Here is an 18,126-nt window from a genome sequence, read left to right as displayed (position 1 = left end):
TTTCCCAGTATGTAAGACCCCTTGAAGACGACGAGGTTGATAGGTTCGGGGTGGAAGCACAGCAATGTGTGGAGCTGACGAATACTAATCGGTCGAGGGCTTATCCTAAAAAGTTTGAGAAGCAAACTTACATCGTAAGCATACGCTTAAGTTTGTCCCGGACCCATACATCCGGCAGACAGCAGCTAATAAGGTTCAGCAAACCTAACTTTCGTATCCAGTTTTCAGGGCGCAATTCGCCTTGATTTTCAACCGTGCCTCTTTTGAAGTTGAAGCTCTTTGAGATATTTCAACTCAAAAATACAATGTTCCCTGATAGCTCAGTTGGTAGAGCACTCGACTGTTAATCGAGTTGTCACAGGTTCGAGTCCTGTTCGGGGAGCCATTATGCTCTCATAGCTCAGTAGGTAGAGTGCATCCATGGTAAGGATGAGGTCACCGGTTCGATCCCGGTTGAGAGCTCCAGAACTCTTTCAACTGTAAGGACAAGCTTCAATTTAAGTATGGCCCGTTGGTCAAGTGGTTAAGACACCTCCCTTTCACGGAGGTAACAGGGGTTCGAGTCCCCTACGGGTCACCAATTTTGTTTTTGACAGAAAAGTCGCCTCTACACTTGGACGCTTAGCTCAGCTGGGAGAGCATCTGCCTTACAAGCAGAGGGTCGGCGGTTCGATCCCGTCAGCGTCCACCATATCGCTGCTGGGGATTAGCCAAGCGGTAAGGCAACGGACTTTGACTCCGTCATTCTCAGGTTCGATCCCTGAATCCCCAGCCATTTATATTATGAGTCATTAGCTCAGTTGGTAGAGCACCTGACTTTTAATCAGGGTGTCGTAGGTTCGAATCCTACATGACTCACCATTTTATCTCACATGCGCGTATGGCGGAATTGGCAGACGCACCAGACTTAGGATCTGGCGGGCAACCGTGGGGGTTCAAGTCCCTCTACGCGCACCATCTTTAACACCCTTAACCGGGAAGCGCTCTGTATGTCGACAGAGTATCGTAGGTGGAAGTCCTACAACAATTTATGAGCTTTACTTTATTACAATATGCGCGTATGGCGGAATTGGCAGACGCACCAGACTTAGGATCTGGCGGGCGACCGTGGGGGTTCAAGTCCCTCTACGCGCATCACAACGACAGCACAAGCCTTTAGGATCTTTTGATCTTAAAGGCTTTCTTTTTTGTTTAATGAAGTATGTTATCAGGCTGCAGCGCCTTATGATAAGCCCGCTGGATCAAACACGATCTGGCGGGCTTATTCCATTAACGTAAGCTATTATTGATAACGTCAGGATTGGACTGATAACTATATGGCACTTATTAGCTCGATTAAGGAATCCTTTATACGTTGTGAGATGTTCGCGGCATTATTCATTTACGGGGTGAAATTATTCTGGAGAGCTCCTGATTACGGAACACCTCATAAACACGCTATTAATGGGTTTTTATTGGTCTGTGACACCTAATACCGTTTTGCAACCGGAAGAGGGCTCAGAAGCTAGAGGGAGGCGGTGAGACGCTTGATTTGGAAGCTGTACCGGCAATTTGGTAACCATATTTATCTATTTAGTGCTCACATCAGTCCGTTATTTGAAGCGGTCTTCAGACATACGTGCGCGAAGCTTCCAGGTACGAAAAGTTAAAGGAGTAAGCTGAATTTTGACTCGGCAAGACGTGAAGTGGCTCCTGTATATGAATTAGATAAACATTGACTTTTTGCATGAGAAACATTATCATTATGAAGTAAATGATAATCGTTATCATTTTTCGATGTTAAACGAAATATAAATATTTACATTTAGAATGTGTCTGCCCCGGCAGCGGAAGGAGCGTGCATGTCCAATGATTCGTCTGACGACTTCGAATCTTGACATTGCTTATGATGACCGTCTTATCGTCCAAAATTTAAACATTGCTATACCTCAAGGGAAAATTACGGCGCTTGTAGGAGCGAACGGCTCCGGCAAATCCACGATTTTGAAGACGATGGCCCGTATTATGAATCCCTCCCAAGGCAGTGTGCTTCTGGACGGTAAATCCATTCATAAACAATCTACGAAGGAAGTAGCGAAGCAGCTGGCGATTTTGCCGCAAAATCCTACAGCTCCAGACGGACTAACGGTCGCTGAGCTTGTATCATACGGACGTTTCCCTTACCAGAAGGGTTTTGGTTCGATGAGCAAGGATGACCGCAGCATTGTGCAGTGGGCAATCGAAGCGACGGGCATGGCTGATTTTTCAGATCGTCCGGTAGATCATTTATCTGGCGGCCAGCGACAGCGCGCTTGGATCGCGATGGCGCTGGCACAGGAAACGGACATATTGTTCCTTGACGAGCCGACGACGTTCCTCGATATGGCGCATCAGCTGGAGGTTCTTCATTTACTTCAAAAGCTGAACGCAAGCAATAACCGCACGGTCGTTATGGTTGTCCATGATTTGAACCACGCAACGCGCTACGCTCATCATATGATCGCGATTAAGACAGGTGTCGTGGTTGGCGAAGGTACGCCTGCAGAGGTTATGACTCCGGAAATTATGCGTGAAGTATTTAATATTGAAGCGGATATCGTGCCTGATCCGCGGACAGGCGTTCCTCTTTGCCTTCCATATGCGCTGGCCGGCCAGCCAGCTGCTGACAAGGTAGCCATGAACAGCCGCGCCAAGCAAGAGCAGATTTTTACGGCTGCAGGAGCTTAGATTCTTTATTCGTACAAAACGCATTCCCATGGGGAGGCGTTTTGTATATTTATTTAACAGAATATTTTTTGAGCTGAACGGTAATATTTTTCTCGGCGCCTGAAAAAAACCGGCTTTTTTACGTGTGGATTCTGGCGATGTGAAATCGAGGAAAACCGCGCCACTACAGCGTTTTTTCGCATTTGAACAGCAGTTGTTTTTGACGGCTAAAAATAATTTAAAACTTTTTTGTAAAAACAGTTGCTTTTTCTTTTCAGGGGTGATATATTATTACTTGTCGCCGCGATGTTAAACAAAACGAACGGCTGACACGAGTAACATGCGGAAGTGGCTCAGCGGTAGAGCATCGCCTTGCCAAGGCGAGGGTCGCGGGTTCGATTCCCGTCTTCCGCTCCATAATGTGTGCCCTTAGCTCAGCTGGATAGAGCGTTTGACTACGAATCAAAAGGTCAGGAGTTCGAATCTCTTAGGGCACGCCATTATCACTTCATTAGATGCACTTTATTTACACTTCGGGACGTAGCTCAGCTTGGTAGAGCACCTGGTTTGGGACCAGGGGGTCGCATGTTCAAATCGTGTCGTCCCGACCATCTTTAAAAATTGTATATGCGGGTGTAGTTCAATGGTAGAACTTTAGCCTTCCAAGCTAATAGCGTGGGTTCGATTCCCATCACCCGCTCCAAAATTTTAAAAGCCCGAAAGCCTTGATTATCAAGGCTTTTTTTGTTTTCTTCTTTTCGACAAATGAATAGTGCTACCCCTAGTTTGGGGCAGATTCTGGGGCAAATTTTATTTGTTTGGGGTTGAGGGACTCCAAACGATCGGCAGCGTCTCTGCTGATGAGTTCTGATTCATGCGTATAAATGTCGGCTGTGGTGCCGATCTTGGTATGACGAAGACGTTCTTGTATCTGCTTCAGATCAGCGCCGCTCTCACGCAGCAGCATAGCGGTTGTATGGCGCAGATCATGTAATCGGATATGTGGGAGTTCTCTGCCGCTTAGGAAGCGTCTCCAGGTCAATGAGGGCGTGTTAGGATAATACATCTCACCCTTACCTGAATGAAACACATACTGCTTTGATCCACCGAGCCATTTTTTACATAACAATTATATGATGTTCTTGTTTTATAGAAGATTACAACAATTTAAAATAAGCTGCCTTAGGCAACTGCTCCTTGTTTAAAAGCGATTGATTGAAACAACTGAATAGTCTGCGAACCATTTCTCCATGAGTGCAAGCTCTCATCACTCGTTTTTTTCTTTGATTAATTGTCATAGCGCGTACGCAAGCTGCGACTCCGCAGCAAACAACAATTCCATGTGTGCATACTGGTGCGCTATCGAAGTCGAATGGCACTTCTCGAAGGCAAGTTCTTGCTTGGCCATGCGAAAGAAAACCACAATCCGCCAGCGTTTGCCGTAGACTTAAAGCGCTAAATGGGAAGCGTCATGGCGATTAATAATGAACAGATAAGCTCCTTTGTACATCGCAGGGCTATCGTTATCATCTTCAAGTACAGCCGGGATTTCCTCATATTCAGAAGTATGGCCACCACGGCGGCAATGGGCACTAGGTGATCTTTCATGGTCGCTTGGCATTTTTCCTATATTCATTGGGGATGCAACCGACTACTTGTTTAAAAACTTTGGAAAAATGGGAATTGTTCATGTACCCGACTTTACTAGAAATTGTAGTTACAGATAAATTGGTGGATTCCAATAATTGTTTTGCAACCTCGATACGAACTTGAGTAATATAGCTTCCTAATGAAGTTTTCGTTTCTTTCTTAAATAACCGGGCCAAATAATCGGGATTCAGATAGACGATTTCCGCCAAACTGATTCTAGTCAGGTCCTCTCCCACATGAGTGTGAATGTATTGCTTTATTTCTTCAATAACGGACTTGGGTTGGGCTGCGAAATCTCTGTATTCCATCGCAGTATTCACTAAATATGTAAGATATTTCTCCATATCTTCAATGGAGTTCAGAGATTGGACGAATAATTGATCATTTGTTCTTCCGGAATACAATTTATGAGCCTCTATCTCTTTAGTTTTGAGCACAGAGTAAACAAGCTGCAACATATCCAAACGGAACAAACTGAGAAATTTGTTCGCTTTTGGGATGAAAGACGAACATAGACCTTTGATAAGAGAGGAATCGGGGGAGCGATTCCATTTCAGTATGGCAACCCAATTCATTTCTTTATATTCCAAGATCGTTTCAATAGAACAAGAAGGGCTCTGAAACAATTCATGCACCACATTCAGAAACGCGAAATCAAAAAGGTCTTTATCTACCTTGCTCAAGTTTTGACCATAAGGAAAAATATGGATAATAACAGAGAGAAATTTATCCGACATTTGATACGAAAGATGATGCTCTGCAATTGCCTGATGAATCGCAGCGGATTTGGTCAGAGAAGTTTTCATGATCAATTTCCGCCAGAAATGCTCCGTTATTTTCCTCTCATTTTTCTTCCAGTAGTAACCTTCCTGTATCACTTTCTCGTTATGCTGGTTTTCTTCTGCTCTGGCGACTGCTTTTTGGATAATAAGGGTCAGTTTATCAAATTCGATCGGTTTGAGAAAATATTCAAAGCTCTGCAATTCAATTGCTTTTTGTGCATAGTTGAAGTCTGCGTAATTCGTCAGGAAGATGGCCTGAATGTTGAGTTTTTCCTTTCGTATCCAAGCAAGGAGCTCAAGTCCGCTTCCTTGCGGCATTTCAATATCAGAAATCAAAATATGAACAGGATGTTGGTTTAATATGCCTATTGCCTGAGCAACGCTATTGGCGGAAAAAACCGTGTCAATTAAGAGCGCTTTCCAGTCTATTTTCTGTTCTAAAGCGGTCACGACAAAATAGTCATCATCAACTAGCAATACATTCATTGTGGTATCTCTCCTATATTTTTTTTACTAAAGGAATGGAAGATATAAAGTAACACAAGCACCACCTTCTTCCATATTATAAAAAAGGACCTTCACTTTATTTTTATAAATCATATCTAGCCTTTGAAGCGTATTCATAATACCAATATGAGTCCCTTTGCTTTGATCCAACGTTTCCCCTTTTGTTAATTTTTCCAAAACATCTAAAGGAAAACCAGGGCCCGTATCGGATATCCGGATAACGGCCATTTCTTGTTCCTCAACCAAGCAGCGGTTTACTGACAGCAGAAGTTTGGTCTTACTTACTCTTGAAACGGCATATTTGACCGAATTTTCAATGAAGGTTTGCAGTACAAGCGGCGGAATTTTCACGTCTGTGTTCTCAGCTTGTTCGATGCGATAGCTGAAAACGTCTTGATAACGATTCTTTTGAATTTCAAGATAAATTCTGACGTGCTCGATTTCATCTTGCAGCTTGACAAAATCCTGGCCGCTTTGAAAAATGTACCGGAAATACTTGGATATAGATATCGTCATGTTCTCGATTTCATCGTTCATCTGCATTTGAGCCATACTGTAAATGGTAGTCAGACAGTTCAAGAAGAAGTGAGGCTTGATTTGCAATTTCATATAATCAAGCTGAATCTTCTGTTTCTCCAGCTCTTGTTCATAAATATCGATTTTAAATTGTTTAATTTGATCAATCAGATTTTTAAACCGTATATTCGCCCGTTCCAGTTCGGCAATCTTGCTGCTGTTAAAACCTAATGGCTCGCCGTCTTCAGTTAACTGGGACAGGTTATCCGAGAACTTCTGAATGGGCGTCAGCACCTTTTTCTTAAAATACAGCATAACGGCGCATAACGAAGAGGCGATAATGACAGCAAGGAAGATAATTAGCAATTGGGCGATCATGATTTTCTCGAATGTGCCAAATACGATTTCCATTTTTACACGGAACGATGCTTTGTTAAAGCTGCTGATGACAGTGTTTCTGGACGGTGTGTCTGTCAAGAGAAATGTATTTAAAGCGTTTTGATGCCGAGTTTTTTCTCTTTCCAGCACCGGACTCGTGATACGATTCCCGTTTTCATCGATCAGAGAGGCGATACCGTATTCTCCCATATTGAGCTGTCGTAAAGGACGGATCAGTTCATCTGCAGAAATCAGACTGATTAAATAACGGTCATGATATGGAACCATATTGATGATGAAATATTTATGATTCAGGAGGACAGGCGTCCACTGGGAATAAAAAAGCTCGTACGCTTGTTTATCGGCTTTATCGGAAACCATGAGATTTTTAAGCTCCAGATACTCGCGGTACGATAGGCTCATTGGAGCGCAGTTTGAAAAAAAATTCTGGTGTTTTAGATAAATAAAAAAGTTAAATTTCTGTCCGTAATTTTGTTGGAGCTCGGAGAAACGCTTTTGAATCGCATCAATTGATTTTATAAACCTGGGGTTATCCGTACCGTACGTATCCATGTTCTTCACGTCTTCGTCGTTAACCAGCGACCATCCCATATAACGATTCAGGTAGGCGAAATCATGGTCGAACCGATTGATGTACAAATTGGCCGTATCCTGCAAATATCGCGTAGCTTGCTGTCTGACAATAGAAATGGCTGCGAAGCTGATGAGAAAATCCAGAATAAGTGTGGCGAACAAAATCAAAAGCATAATTCTCACGTAGTGCCGAAGAGGATGCGGTTTGCTTTCGGTTGATTTGGCCATTTGCCCACGCAGAGTCCTTTCTGTCTGTACTTCTGATTTCGATATCATTTGCTGGTAATGAAATAATTATAAGAGCCAGTGAGTGGAAAACAAAGGTGTTATCTTGTTTATTTATTTAAAGGTCCGGAAAGCACAAAGAAAAAGTCCGGATTTTATCATCGTTCCTCTCGGAAAGGGAAATATTTCTATTTTTTAATAATTTGGATATCAAAAAGTCCGAATATCGCTATCAATGAAGTCCGGATAAACAACATGTAAGCGGTTATAATCAACTTCAGGGCCGTTTAAACTTCTAACGCAAGTGCAACTTGGATGCAGCAGGCTTTGCTCAAGAAAGCAAGTCATCCGTTGCACAGCCGACCGCACCTTTAAAAACTTGAAGGCAATGTTACCCCGTTAGGGGGGATATTCGGCTGAACTGCGGATGAAATAAGGCGGGTCGGGTTATTAAAGACATCTGTACTTGTATTTCAGGAATTCTAAAATTTATGGAGAAGGCGGGTTGGTATCGATGAAATTGAGACAGCTGTTGGTACTTATTTTTTGTTTTACAATGCTGTTTACCCTTGCGGCATGCGGTAAAAATAATTCAGCGGGCAACGGAGGAAATGCGGTTGCGAACAATTCGGGCTCCGTGAATTCCGAAGACGACAAGACGGCCGCGAACAACAAGCCGGAGGAAGGCGCTTCCTTGATCGTGTGGGATAACAAGGATAAGGAAGGGGAATGGTCCCGGTTTGTTGCCGAGGAGTTCACGAAAAAATACGGCGTCCCCGTTAAGGTGGAGGAAGTCGGAAACATGGATGCGCCTAACAAAATGAAAACGGACGGACCTGCCGGCCTTGGGGCAGACGTGTTCGCAGCGGCTCATGACAATGCCGGCGGCATGGCAGCGCAAGGATTGATATTGGAAAACTTCTACGCGGGTGAGTACCAGCAGGATTTCATGGAAGCCGCGATTACCGGCACATCCGTGGATGGCAAAATGTACGGTTATCCGACAAGCATTGAGACATACGCTTTGTTCTATAACAAAGATCTTGTAAAGCAAGTGCCTCAAACATTCGATGAGCTTATTACCCAATCGAAAGCATTTACGGATAAAGCCCAAAACAAATACGGCTTTATGATGGAAGTCGGCAACTTCTACTTCGTGTACTCCATCATCGGCGGCTACGATGGCTATGTTTTCGGCAATAACAATACGGATCCTAACGATATCGGTGTGAACAATGAAGGCGCGGTGAAGGCCGGTGAATTTATGCTGCGTCTCAAAAAAGAAGTCCTGCCGCTTAACAACGAAGACATCACTTATGACGTCAAGCAATCCTTGTTCAACGAAGGCAAATTGATGTTTAATATTGACGGGCCTTGGGCGGTTAAGGGCTACAAAGACGCTGGCCTTAACTTTGGCGTAGCTCCGCTGCCGAAGCTCGAGAACGGCAATGTTCCGACAAGCTTTTCCGGCGTTAGAGGCTTCTACGTGAATGCGTATACGAAATATCCGGAAGCCGCTTCCCTGTATGCCAAATTCGCCACCAGCGAAGAAATGCTGCTGAAACGATTTGAAATAACGGGCCAACTCCCGCCGCGCAAATCGCTGCTCGAGAATGAGACCATTAAAAATGACGAAATGGCTTCAGCCTTCCTGACCCAAGCACAATCTGCCGTACCGATGCCCAACATTCCGGAAATGCAGTCCGTCTGGGGTCCGGCGGGATCGGCGCTTGCCACGATCTGGAACGAGAAAGCCGCGCCGAAGGCGGCGCTTGATTCCGCGGTGCAGCAAATCAAGGAAGCGATCGAAATCCAAAAAGCAGAAAAATAAGACCTTATAAAAGCTTTTCCTTGCACCGCCCCAAGGCTCGCCGAATGGAGAGTCTTGGGGCCGTATATGACTAAGAAGAAAGGTGGCTCCTATGAGTCCTCATATAAATACAACCGCCAGTAAGCCAACGGGATTGAAACGAGCCGTTATGAGCGCAGTATTATCGGCGCTGTTCATGGGATTGGGGCAAATCTTCAACCGGCAATTCATCAAGGGCATCCTGTATGCCGTTCTTGAAATCTTTGTGATCGCGGTATGGTCTAAACCGATCGCGCATGGACTTTGGGGATTATATACACTTGGCGAACAGCCCCAGGTGCGGGGTGCGCGGGGGAAAATCACCGAGCAGGGCGACCACTCGATTTTCCTGATGATTGAAGGCGTCATTATCCTGATTGTGGTCTTTATCCTTCTATTGATCTATATCCGTAATATCATCGATGCCTATAAGACCGGCAAAATGATCGATCAGGGCGGGCAGCCGAGCACGTTTGTGGAATCGCTGAGGAATGTATGGGAAAAGGGTTATGCCTATATTCTTCTGACGCCTGCTTTTATTTTCACGCTGTTCCTGACGATTTTGCCGCTCGCATTCGGCATTTTAATCGCATTTACCAACTATGCCTCACCGGTATTGCCTCCCTTGAAGCTCGTTGACTGGGTCGGTTTCCAGACGTTCGTCAACTTGTTCAAATTGGAAATTTGGAGCAATACGTTTTATGGGGTATTGTGGTGGACTGTCATTTGGTCGATTCTCGCCACCGTCACAACTTTTTTTGTCGGTTTGTTTTATGCGGTCATTATTAACCATAAACGAATCCGTTTTAAGAAACTGTGGAGAACGGTATTCATCTTGCCTTGGGCGATACCGCAATTTATTTCGATTTTGATTTTCCGCAACATTTTTAACGGTCAGTTCGGGCCGATCAATCAGTATCTGAAACAATTCGGGCTCGATGCGATCCCGTGGTTTACGGACCCGACGTGGGCGAAAATAGCGCTAGTGACCGTCAACATCTGGTTTGGTTTTCCGTTCTGGATGGCGCTCATGTCAGGCGTGCTGACCAGCATCGACAAGGATATGTACGAAGCGGCCGAGGTGGACGGCGCAAACGCGTGGCAAAAGTTCCGGAAGATTTCGTTTCCCCTTGTCATGTTCGCTACCGCACCGCTCCTTATTATGGGCTTTGCCGGCAACTTCAATAACTTTAACATGATTTATTTGTTCACGCAGGGCGGACCGACCAACATCGCTTACAGCTACGCAGGGTCCACGGACATTCTGATTTCCTGGATCTACAAGCTTACACTGGAACAAAACCAGTACAATATGGCGTCCGTCGTATCCATCCTGATTTTCGTGATCGTTTCCATTTTCTCTGTTTATAATTTCCGGAGAACAAAAGCCTTTAAAGAAGAGGATATGATACAATGACGAACCGCACGCATACAAAAAAATCCCTGTCGGTTGGCATGAAGCTTCGGGAGAATCTGGTTGTCTCTTGTATTTATATCATCCTGATTCTTACTGGTATTTTTGTCATTTATCCGGTTGCCTGGATCGTTCTGGGATCCATGAACCCGGGAAATTCGCTGTTCAGCAGCGCTTTTATTCCCGATCATTTGACGCTGAACCATTACAAAGCACTGATCGTGGAAACGGATTATCTGCTCTGGTATAAGAATACGCTGTTCATCGCCACGATGAACATGATCATTTCCACCTTTCTGATTGTGACATCGGCGTACGCCTTCTCCCGGTTTCGTTTCCCTGGCCGCAGAAAAGGGCTGATGGCGATGCTGATCCTGCAGATGTTCCCCGGCTTCATGGGCATGATCGCCATTTACATTTTGCTGCTGCAGCTGAATTTGCTGGACAATCACTGGGGTTTGATTCTGGTGTACGCCGGCGGATCGATTCCATTCGGAGCGTGGCTCGTGAAAGGGTATTTCGACGGACTGCCCCGCAGTCTCGAAGAAGCTGCTAAAATCGACGGTGCTTCGAATACGACGATCTTTTTTAAGGTGATGATGCCGCTGTCGATTCCGATCTTGACCTTTATCGCCGTCAATAATTTTATCGGGCCTTGGATGGACTTTATTTTTGCGCGGCTAGTACTCCGCTCCAATGAAAATAAGACGCTCGCCATCGGACTTTTCGAGATGGTGACCGGCAGGGGGAACACCGAGTTCACCCGATTTGCCGCAGGTGCGGTACTGGTGGCCATTCCGATTACAATCTTGTTCCTCTTCCTGCAAAAATATATTATTGAAGGCTTGAAATCGGGAGCCAACAAAGGATGATCGGAGGCGGGAATCCAGTGTCCAGATTAACTAAAGTATTTTTATGGGTCGCCATTGTAATAGCACTGGTTATCATGACGTTTTCTGCTTTGACACTATGGGTTGGCATGAACCAGCCGCAGTAACCTGTCAATATGTACGGCTTAATGAAAATTCCAATTAGGGAGCGTGTGTTCTAATGCAAAAAGAGGCTTTGCTGCATATTAGCGATCAACCGTTTGCTTTTGCGGTGGGCGGCCATGAACTTAAAGTGAGATTGCGTGCGAAAAAAGGTGATGTCGCAGGGTGCAGTCTGCTGCACGGCGACCGATACCAGTCCGAGGGCCGGGAAAGCAGTCTGGCTTTGCCAAAAGTGGCCTGGGATGAGCTGTACGATTATTTCGAAGGCGTTATTTCCACTGAATCCAAGCGGGTGCGGTATGTGTTCTATTTGACGGGAACGGGCGGCCAGCACCTCTGGTATGGGGAAAAGGGCATTTCTGTTAACCGGGAAGGGACGGGCTATTTCCAGTTCGATTATCTTGCCGAACAAGATGTTTTCCGTATCCCCGATTGGGTTCATGACGGCATCGTATATCAAATTTTTCCGGAGCGCTTTTACAATGGCGACAAGACCAACGATCCGGCGGACACACTGGAATGGGATGAACCGGTGACCGATTGGAAAAGTTATTACGGAGGCGACTTGGCCGGAATCGCGGAGAAGCTGCCTTATCTGGAGCAATTAGGGATAAACGTTATCTATATGACTCCGGTATTTGCGTCCACCACCAACCATAAATATGATACGACCGACTATTACAGCATCGATCCTCAATTTGGCGATTTGGAGACGGTGAAGATACTTGTGAAGGAAGCTCACCGGAGAGGCATACGAATCATCTTCGACGCCGTTTTTAACCACTGCGGGGATACGTTCTTCGCGTTTCAGGATGTGTTGAAACGGGGCAAGGCCTCGAAATATGCCGATTGGTTTTATATCGACGGATTCCCGGTCGTACAGTACCCAAAAACAAATTATGAGACGTTCGCTAATAATACAGCCTCAATGCCGAAGTTCAACACGAAGCATCCGGAAGTGCGGGAGTATCTGTTCAAGGTCGCCCGTTATTGGATTGAGGAGGCGGGAATTGACGGTTGGCGGCTGGATGTGGCGAACGAGGTGGATCACGATTTCTGGCGGGATTTCCGCAAAGTGGTCAAGGAAGCGAATTCCGAAGCGGTTATCATCGGCGAAGTGTGGACTGATTCAAGGGCGTGGCTTCGTGGCGATCAATTTGACGGTGTAATGAACTATTTGTTCAAGGAAGCACTGTACGACTTTTTTGCCAAACAAAATATTGGCGTCCGTACCTTTAACAGCCGGCTTACCCACTCCCGAATGATTTATTCCGATCAAGCGAATGCGGCCATGTTTAATTTGATCGACAGCCACGATACCGAACGTTTCTTAACAGCCTGCACGAAAAACGGATGGGGCTGGGACGAAGAGAGGCAACCGCTCGAGCGGATGAAGCTGGCCGCGTTTTTCCAATTGACCTACCCGGGCATGCCGATGATTTATTACGGTGATGAAGCTGGAATGGATGGGGAGAACGACCCGTACTGCCGGAAACCGATGGTTTGGGACAAGGAATTGCAAAACGGGCAGATGCTGGAGCATTACAGAACGATCATTTCGCTTCGCAAAGCGCATCCAGAACTGGCGAGAGGCAGCTTTGAAACGTGGGTGGAAGAAGAACTGCTGAATACGTACGGTTACATCCGAACCTATAAGGATCAGGCCGCCGGCTTGCTCATCAACAACAGTCCGCGGAAGCAGGAAATGAACATTTCCTTCCCTTGGAAGAAGGAAGGGGACACGGTAACCGAGTTGTTAACCGGTCGAGAGTACAAAGTATCAGGCGCAATGACCATTCAAATGGATGCTTTCGGGTACATGGTCTTTAAATAGGGAGGATGTTCCTGCAATAATTATATTTTATCAAAGGAATAACACTTGGTTCTGTTAAGGGTTAACATTAATAGATTGGAGAAGAGCGTATGCAAACTAGTGAAACGATACATCCAGACAAGAGCGATATAAATACTGTTATAGAGAGCGATTGGCGAATTGGTTCTATTCAATCGGTACATTGTGAAAAACAGGGGGCTTATTTATTCCGCGGTGAAAACGCCACGATACTACTGCAGCCGGTCAATGATTATATTGTTCGCGTGAAGTTGCTGATAGACCATGTATTCGATTTGAGTACTACTGTTGCTGTTCAAGAGGATGCGTTTACTCATGTTGAAGTTCTGCTTGAAGAAACACCACTGGCGTATAAGCTTATACTGCCGGCTCTTACTGTTGTCTTACAAAAGTCGGATACACGTTTGGATTTCTACAATGCCGATGGCGACTTGATCTCGAGGGAAGAAGAGTTATCGAGGACGGGTCGAGGTGTGTATGGTTGCAGAAATCAGATGGAACCGGACTCTCATGTTTATGGGTTAGGGGAGAAGACGAGTTTTTTGGATAAAAAGGGTGAAAAATACGACATGTGGAATTCCGATGTCTACGATCCCCACGTACCTGAAATTGAATGCTTATATGTATCCATTCCGTTTTTAATCCATTTTCGTTATGATAAGCCTGCTTACGGTATTTTCCTGGATAATCCGGGTCGTTCTTCGTTTGATATGCGCTCGAGTGAAAATTCGTACAAGTTCCAGGTACATGCAGGCACGATTGATTATTATTTTGTTTACGGGCCAGAGCTTAAGGATGTAGTGAAAAGATACAGCGGTTTGACAGGCCGGATGGATCTCCCTCCTGCATGGGCAATAGGCTATCATCAATCCCGTTACAGCTATATGGATCAAAAAGAAGTCATGACGCTCGCTAGAAACTTCCGCGATAAGAATATTCCTTGTGATGTCATTTATTTAGATATTCATTATATGGATGAATATCGTGTGTTTACATTTGATCCGGTACGGTTCCCGAATCCTCGCAAGATGATAAATGAGCTGAATGAAATGGGAATTAAAATTGTTCCAATTGTCGATCCTGGTGTCAAGAAGGATCCTGAATATTTACCATATCAAGAAGGTATAAAAAACGATTATTTCTGCCAAAAACTAGAAGGTGATTTATTCATTGGTAATGTTTGGCCAGGAGCGAGCGCATTTCCTGATTTCACGGAAGAACAAGTACGCTCTTGGTGGGGTGAACAACATCGTTACTATACAGATCTGGGAATTCACGGGGTCTGGAATGACATGAATGAGCCTGCCGTGTTTAATGCTACAAAAACAATGGATCTTGATGTTATACACCGAAACGACGGAAATCCGAAAACGCACCGTGAGGTTCATAATCTTTACGGGATGCTCATGTCTATGGCAACGCAGCAAGGACTGAAGAAACAGCTGGACGGAGAGCGTCCATTTGTGCTGACTCGTGCAGGTTATGCGGGCATACAGAAGTATGCAGCCACTTGGACTGGAGATAATCGCAGCTTCTGGGAACATCTTGCTATGGCTATTCCTATGGTGCTAAATCTTGGTCTATCCGGTCAGCCATTTTCAGGCCCTGATATAGGTGGTTTTGCCCACAATGCATCTCCGGAGCTGCTGGCTCGTTGGACACAAGCAGGGGTGTTCTTCCCTTACTGCCGCAATCATAGTGTTCTTGAATCTGTCCGTCAAGAACCTTGGGTATTTGGGTCGCAGATTGAAGAAATATGCCGTAAATACATTCGGTTGCGTTATCAACTCATGCCTTATTTATATACACAGTTTTATGAAGCGCATAAAACAGGACTACCGATTATGCGCCCGCTAATATTAGAATATCCTAATGACCGTTCTGTGTATAATTTATGTGATCAGTTTATGGTGGGCAACAGCTTGCTTGTAGCGCCAGTTCTTCGTCCAAGTACAGAATATCGTTCGGTTTATTTGCCGGAAGGAGACTGGATTGATTATTGGAGCGGAGAACGCTTTACTGGGGGACGCCATATTTTGGTGCATGCTCCACTTGATGTGTTACCGCTTTATATTAAGGCAGGAACAATTCTTCCCGAGCTCACTGATAATAACTGGAAGCCGGTAATGAATGAACTGTCAAATATAAAACTAAGTATTTATTCTGGCGTAGTAGGAAGTGAATCATATGGTCAGTGGTACGAAGATGATGCTAGAACTTATGCCTATGAGAAAGGTGCTTACAACCTATTAGAGTCCACAGTGAAATTTAATCAAGATTCGGTGACGCTGAAACTCGCTTATCAATTAAAAGGTATACCAGATGTTCGAAAAATGCTTGATTTAAATGTGAAGTCGCTGAATTTTGTTCCAAAATATATCGGAACCGTTACATCTAACGGAAGTATCAGCCTGGAGGAATTAGGCGGTAACTGGTCATACGAAGCAGAGAGTCAGGAACTTAAGTTTCAAGTGCCTAATAATTTCGTTGATATGGAGTTAGTCGTAAAATGACAATAATTATAAAATCTTGAGCATATTATGTGAAACGTAGCGTATCCTGTCACTCTTCGTAAGTATAGGCCTCGGTCTTAGAGCTTTTGAGAACCGAAGGGGCATAGGTCATCAAAAATTGAGTCAGAATAACCCTGTTCAAACACGAAACGAAACCTTGATAGATCAAGATTCTTGATCACATCAGGGTTTCATTTCGTTTTTATATAATCCTAGATGGTTTTCAAGCTGTATTATTTGATACTATTATTAACAAAGATGGACGAGTTTTTCCAATTGATCTAACCGGGCATGCCGATGATTTATTACGGCGATGAAGTTGGAATGGAGGGGGAGAACGACCCTTACTGCGGGAAACCGATGGTTTGGGACAAGGAATTGCAAAACGGGCAGATGCTGGAGCATTACAGAACGATCATTTCACTTCGCAAATCGCATCCAGAACTGGCGAGAGGCAGCTTTGAAACGTGGGTAGAAGAAGAACTGCTGAATACGTACGGTTACATCCGTACCTATAAGGATCAGGCTGCTGGCTTGCTCATCAACAACAGTCCGCGGAAGCAGGAAATGAATATTTCCTTCCCTTGGAAGAAGGAGGGGGAAACGGTAACCGAGTTGTTAACCGGGAGAAAGTATAAAGTTTCAGGCGCAATGACCATACTAATAAATGCTTACGGGTACATGGTCTTTAACTAGGGAGGGTGTTCCTAAAATAATATGAAAATTTCTAAATGGTGGATTACGGTATGGCTTGTTCTGATCATCTTGGCGGTATCCGCCGGCTGCAGTGAAGCACAGGACGATGTGCCGAATAACAAGGTGCAGAAAGACGGTCAGAACGAAGCGAAGACAGTAAGCTCCGGCGCGGAGGAACAAAGCTTATCGGACACCGCCAAGCAAGCCAATGTCGATGAGCAGCCCTCTACCGTCTATTATGAAATTTTTGTCCGTTCTTTCTATGATTCGAACGGTGACGGAATCGGGGATTTGGGCGGCGTGATCGAGAAGCTGGATTATTTGAACGACGGAGATCCCAGTACGGATACCGATCTCGGCGTGGGTGGAATCTGGCTCATGCCGATTAATCCATCTCCGAGCTATCACGGATACGATATTACCGATTATTACGGCATCAATCCGGAATATGGAACGATTGAGGATTTCAAACGATTAATTGAAGAAGCCCACAAGCGCGGCATAAAAGTGATCATGGATTTGGTAGTGAACCATACCAGCTCGGAGCACCCCTGGTTCGCGGATTCGAAAAATCCGGACAGTAAATACCGCTCTTGGTATACATGGAAGAACAAGGACGAGAATGTGGATTCAGTCAGTGCCGCGGGCGGCGGAAACGCTTGGCACACCGTTGGCGACAGCAAGTACCTGGGAATCTTCTGGGAAGGAATGCCGGATCTGAATTTCGATAACCCTGAAGTCAGGCAGGAAATGATCAAGATCGGCCAATTCTGGCTGGAGCAAGGTGCGGACGGTTTCCGCTTGGATGCGGCCAAACATATTTTTATAGACACGTAAGGCGACTACAGCAACAAGGACAAGGCGGCCAAAAACATCACTTGGTGGAACGAATTTCGAAAAGGCATGGATGAGGTGAACCCCGAAGCATACCTCGTGGGTGAAGTTTGGGAAAATTCCCCGGTAACGGTTGCTCCTTACCTGGAACCGTTTGATTCCGCATTTAATTTCGGGCTTGCGGAACAGCTGGTGGAAATGGCGAACAGGGAGCGGGGCGCGGATTTGGGCTTTTCGATATCACGGGCCAATGATTTATTTGCCAAGATATCAAATGGTGCTTTCATCGACGCCCCTTTCCTCACCAATCACGATCAGGAGCGGGTAATGAGCGTACTGGGAGGAAATGTGGATCGAGCCAAAGTGGCCGCCTCTTTGCTGCTGACGATACCCGGGAATCCCTTCATTTACTATGGCGAGGAAATCGGGATGCAGGGCAAGAAACCGGATGAATTCATTCGTGAGCCGATGCTGTGGTTTGAACAGCCGAAAGCGGGGCAGACGAGTTGGGAAACTTCGAGATACAACAAGGAAACCCCTTCCGTCGAACGGCAATCGGGCGATCCTGATTCGCTGCTCAGCCATTATCGCAAGATGATCGGTTGGCGGAATGAAGTGAAGGCGCTGCGTGACGGAAGT

At 45.4% G+C, this 18,126-nt stretch carries 10 protein-coding genes, 12 tRNA genes, 1 rRNA gene and 1 pseudogene; 21 read left to right on the top strand and 3 right to left on the bottom strand.

Annotated elements, in window-relative coordinates; genetic code table 11:
* The 14 genes from AC0YNZ_RS25150 to AC0YNZ_RS25085 form a co-directional block, all read left to right on the top strand.
* A 23S ribosomal RNA gene (locus AC0YNZ_RS25150) occupies nt 1-108 on the top strand; the annotation flags it as partial.
* Between the two features lie 201 nt (nt 109-309).
* A tRNA-Asn gene (locus AC0YNZ_RS25145) sits at nt 310-385 on the top strand.
* 4 nt (nt 386-389) lie between these two features.
* Nucleotides 390-465 (top strand) — tRNA-Thr (locus AC0YNZ_RS25140).
* A gap of 40 nt (nt 466-505) precedes the next feature.
* A tRNA-Glu gene (locus AC0YNZ_RS25135) sits at nt 506-580 on the top strand.
* Nucleotides 581-615: 35 nt separating this feature from the next.
* Nucleotides 616-691 (top strand) — tRNA-Val (locus AC0YNZ_RS25130).
* Between the two features lie 9 nt (nt 692-700).
* Nucleotides 701-775: transfer RNA gene (locus AC0YNZ_RS25125), tRNA-Gln, on the top strand.
* 10 nt (nt 776-785) lie between these two features.
* Nucleotides 786-861 (top strand) — tRNA-Lys (locus AC0YNZ_RS25120).
* A gap of 13 nt (nt 862-874) precedes the next feature.
* Nucleotides 875-957: transfer RNA gene (locus AC0YNZ_RS25115), tRNA-Leu, on the top strand.
* Nucleotides 958-1,054: 97 nt separating this feature from the next.
* Nucleotides 1,055-1,134 (top strand) — tRNA-Leu (locus AC0YNZ_RS25110).
* Nucleotides 1,135-1,848: 714 nt separating this feature from the next.
* Nucleotides 1,849-2,706, top strand: coding sequence for an ABC transporter ATP-binding protein (locus AC0YNZ_RS25105; RefSeq protein WP_475829205.1), 858 nt, complete (start codon nt 1,849-1,851; stop codon nt 2,704-2,706).
* 321 nt (nt 2,707-3,027) lie between these two features.
* Nucleotides 3,028-3,102: transfer RNA gene (locus tag AC0YNZ_RS25100), tRNA-Gly, on the top strand.
* Between the two features lie 6 nt (nt 3,103-3,108).
* Nucleotides 3,109-3,185: transfer RNA gene (locus AC0YNZ_RS25095), tRNA-Arg, on the top strand.
* Between the two features lie 34 nt (nt 3,186-3,219).
* Nucleotides 3,220-3,296, top strand: a tRNA-Pro gene (locus AC0YNZ_RS25090).
* An 18-nt stretch (nt 3,297-3,314) separates the two neighbouring features.
* Nucleotides 3,315-3,388 (top strand) — tRNA-Gly (locus tag AC0YNZ_RS25085).
* 78 nt (nt 3,389-3,466) lie between these two features.
* On the opposite strand, the gene AC0YNZ_RS25080 is transcribed toward AC0YNZ_RS25085, so the two are convergent.
* From AC0YNZ_RS25080 to AC0YNZ_RS25070, 3 genes are all read right to left on the bottom strand, one after another.
* Nucleotides 3,467-3,751, bottom strand: a complete 285-nt coding sequence (locus AC0YNZ_RS25080) for a tyrosine-type recombinase/integrase (RefSeq protein ID WP_475829204.1) — start codon at nt 3,749-3,751, stop codon at nt 3,467-3,469.
* A 538-nt stretch (nt 3,752-4,289) separates the two neighbouring features.
* Nucleotides 4,290-5,603 (bottom strand): response regulator transcription factor, encoded by a 1,314-nt coding sequence (locus tag AC0YNZ_RS25075; protein ID WP_475829203.1) that lies wholly within the window; start codon nt 5,601-5,603, stop codon nt 4,290-4,292.
* A gap of 27 nt (nt 5,604-5,630) precedes the next feature.
* Nucleotides 5,631-7,340: a sensor histidine kinase gene (locus AC0YNZ_RS25070; protein ID WP_475829202.1), complete on the bottom strand. Its 1,710-nt coding sequence runs from the start codon at nt 7,338-7,340 to the stop codon at nt 5,631-5,633.
* 511 nt (nt 7,341-7,851) lie between these two features.
* Between AC0YNZ_RS25070 and AC0YNZ_RS25065 the strand changes: the two genes are divergently transcribed.
* The 7 genes and pseudogenes from AC0YNZ_RS25065 to AC0YNZ_RS25035 all read left to right on the top strand — a co-directional run.
* A complete protein-coding gene (locus tag AC0YNZ_RS25065; protein ID WP_475829201.1) occupies nt 7,852-9,168 on the top strand; it encodes a sugar ABC transporter substrate-binding protein in 1,317 nt (438 codons plus the stop codon).
* A 91-nt stretch (nt 9,169-9,259) separates the two neighbouring features.
* Nucleotides 9,260-10,603: a carbohydrate ABC transporter permease gene (locus tag AC0YNZ_RS25060; protein WP_475829200.1), complete on the top strand. Its 1,344-nt coding sequence runs from the start codon at nt 9,260-9,262 to the stop codon at nt 10,601-10,603.
* A complete protein-coding gene (locus tag AC0YNZ_RS25055) occupies nt 10,600-11,472 on the top strand; it encodes a sugar ABC transporter permease (RefSeq protein WP_475829199.1) in 873 nt (290 codons plus the stop codon). The genes AC0YNZ_RS25060 and AC0YNZ_RS25055 overlap by 4 nt, the downstream gene beginning before the upstream one ends.
* Before the next feature lie 178 nt (nt 11,473-11,650).
* Entirely contained in the window at nt 11,651-13,426 is a 1,776-nt protein-coding gene (locus tag AC0YNZ_RS25050; protein WP_475829198.1) for a glycoside hydrolase family 13 protein, read from the top strand.
* A gap of 89 nt (nt 13,427-13,515) precedes the next feature.
* Nucleotides 13,516-15,957, top strand: a complete 2,442-nt coding sequence (locus AC0YNZ_RS25045; RefSeq protein ID WP_475829197.1) for a glycoside hydrolase family 31 protein — start codon at nt 13,516-13,518, stop codon at nt 15,955-15,957.
* A 291-nt stretch (nt 15,958-16,248) separates the two neighbouring features.
* Nucleotides 16,249-16,653: a hypothetical protein gene (locus AC0YNZ_RS25040; RefSeq protein ID WP_475829196.1), complete on the top strand. Its 405-nt coding sequence runs from the start codon at nt 16,249-16,251 to the stop codon at nt 16,651-16,653.
* A gap of 21 nt (nt 16,654-16,674) precedes the next feature.
* Nucleotides 16,675-18,111 (top strand): annotated as a pseudogene (locus AC0YNZ_RS25035) (alpha-amylase family glycosyl hydrolase); the annotation flags it as partial.
* Nucleotides 18,112-18,126: the final 15 nt, after the last annotated feature.

It is taken from the genome of Paenibacillus sp. J2L1-98 (genome assembly GCF_056269405.1).
The sequence above is the reverse complement of the archived record's forward strand: the minus strand, read 5'-3'. Positions and strand labels throughout refer to the sequence as shown.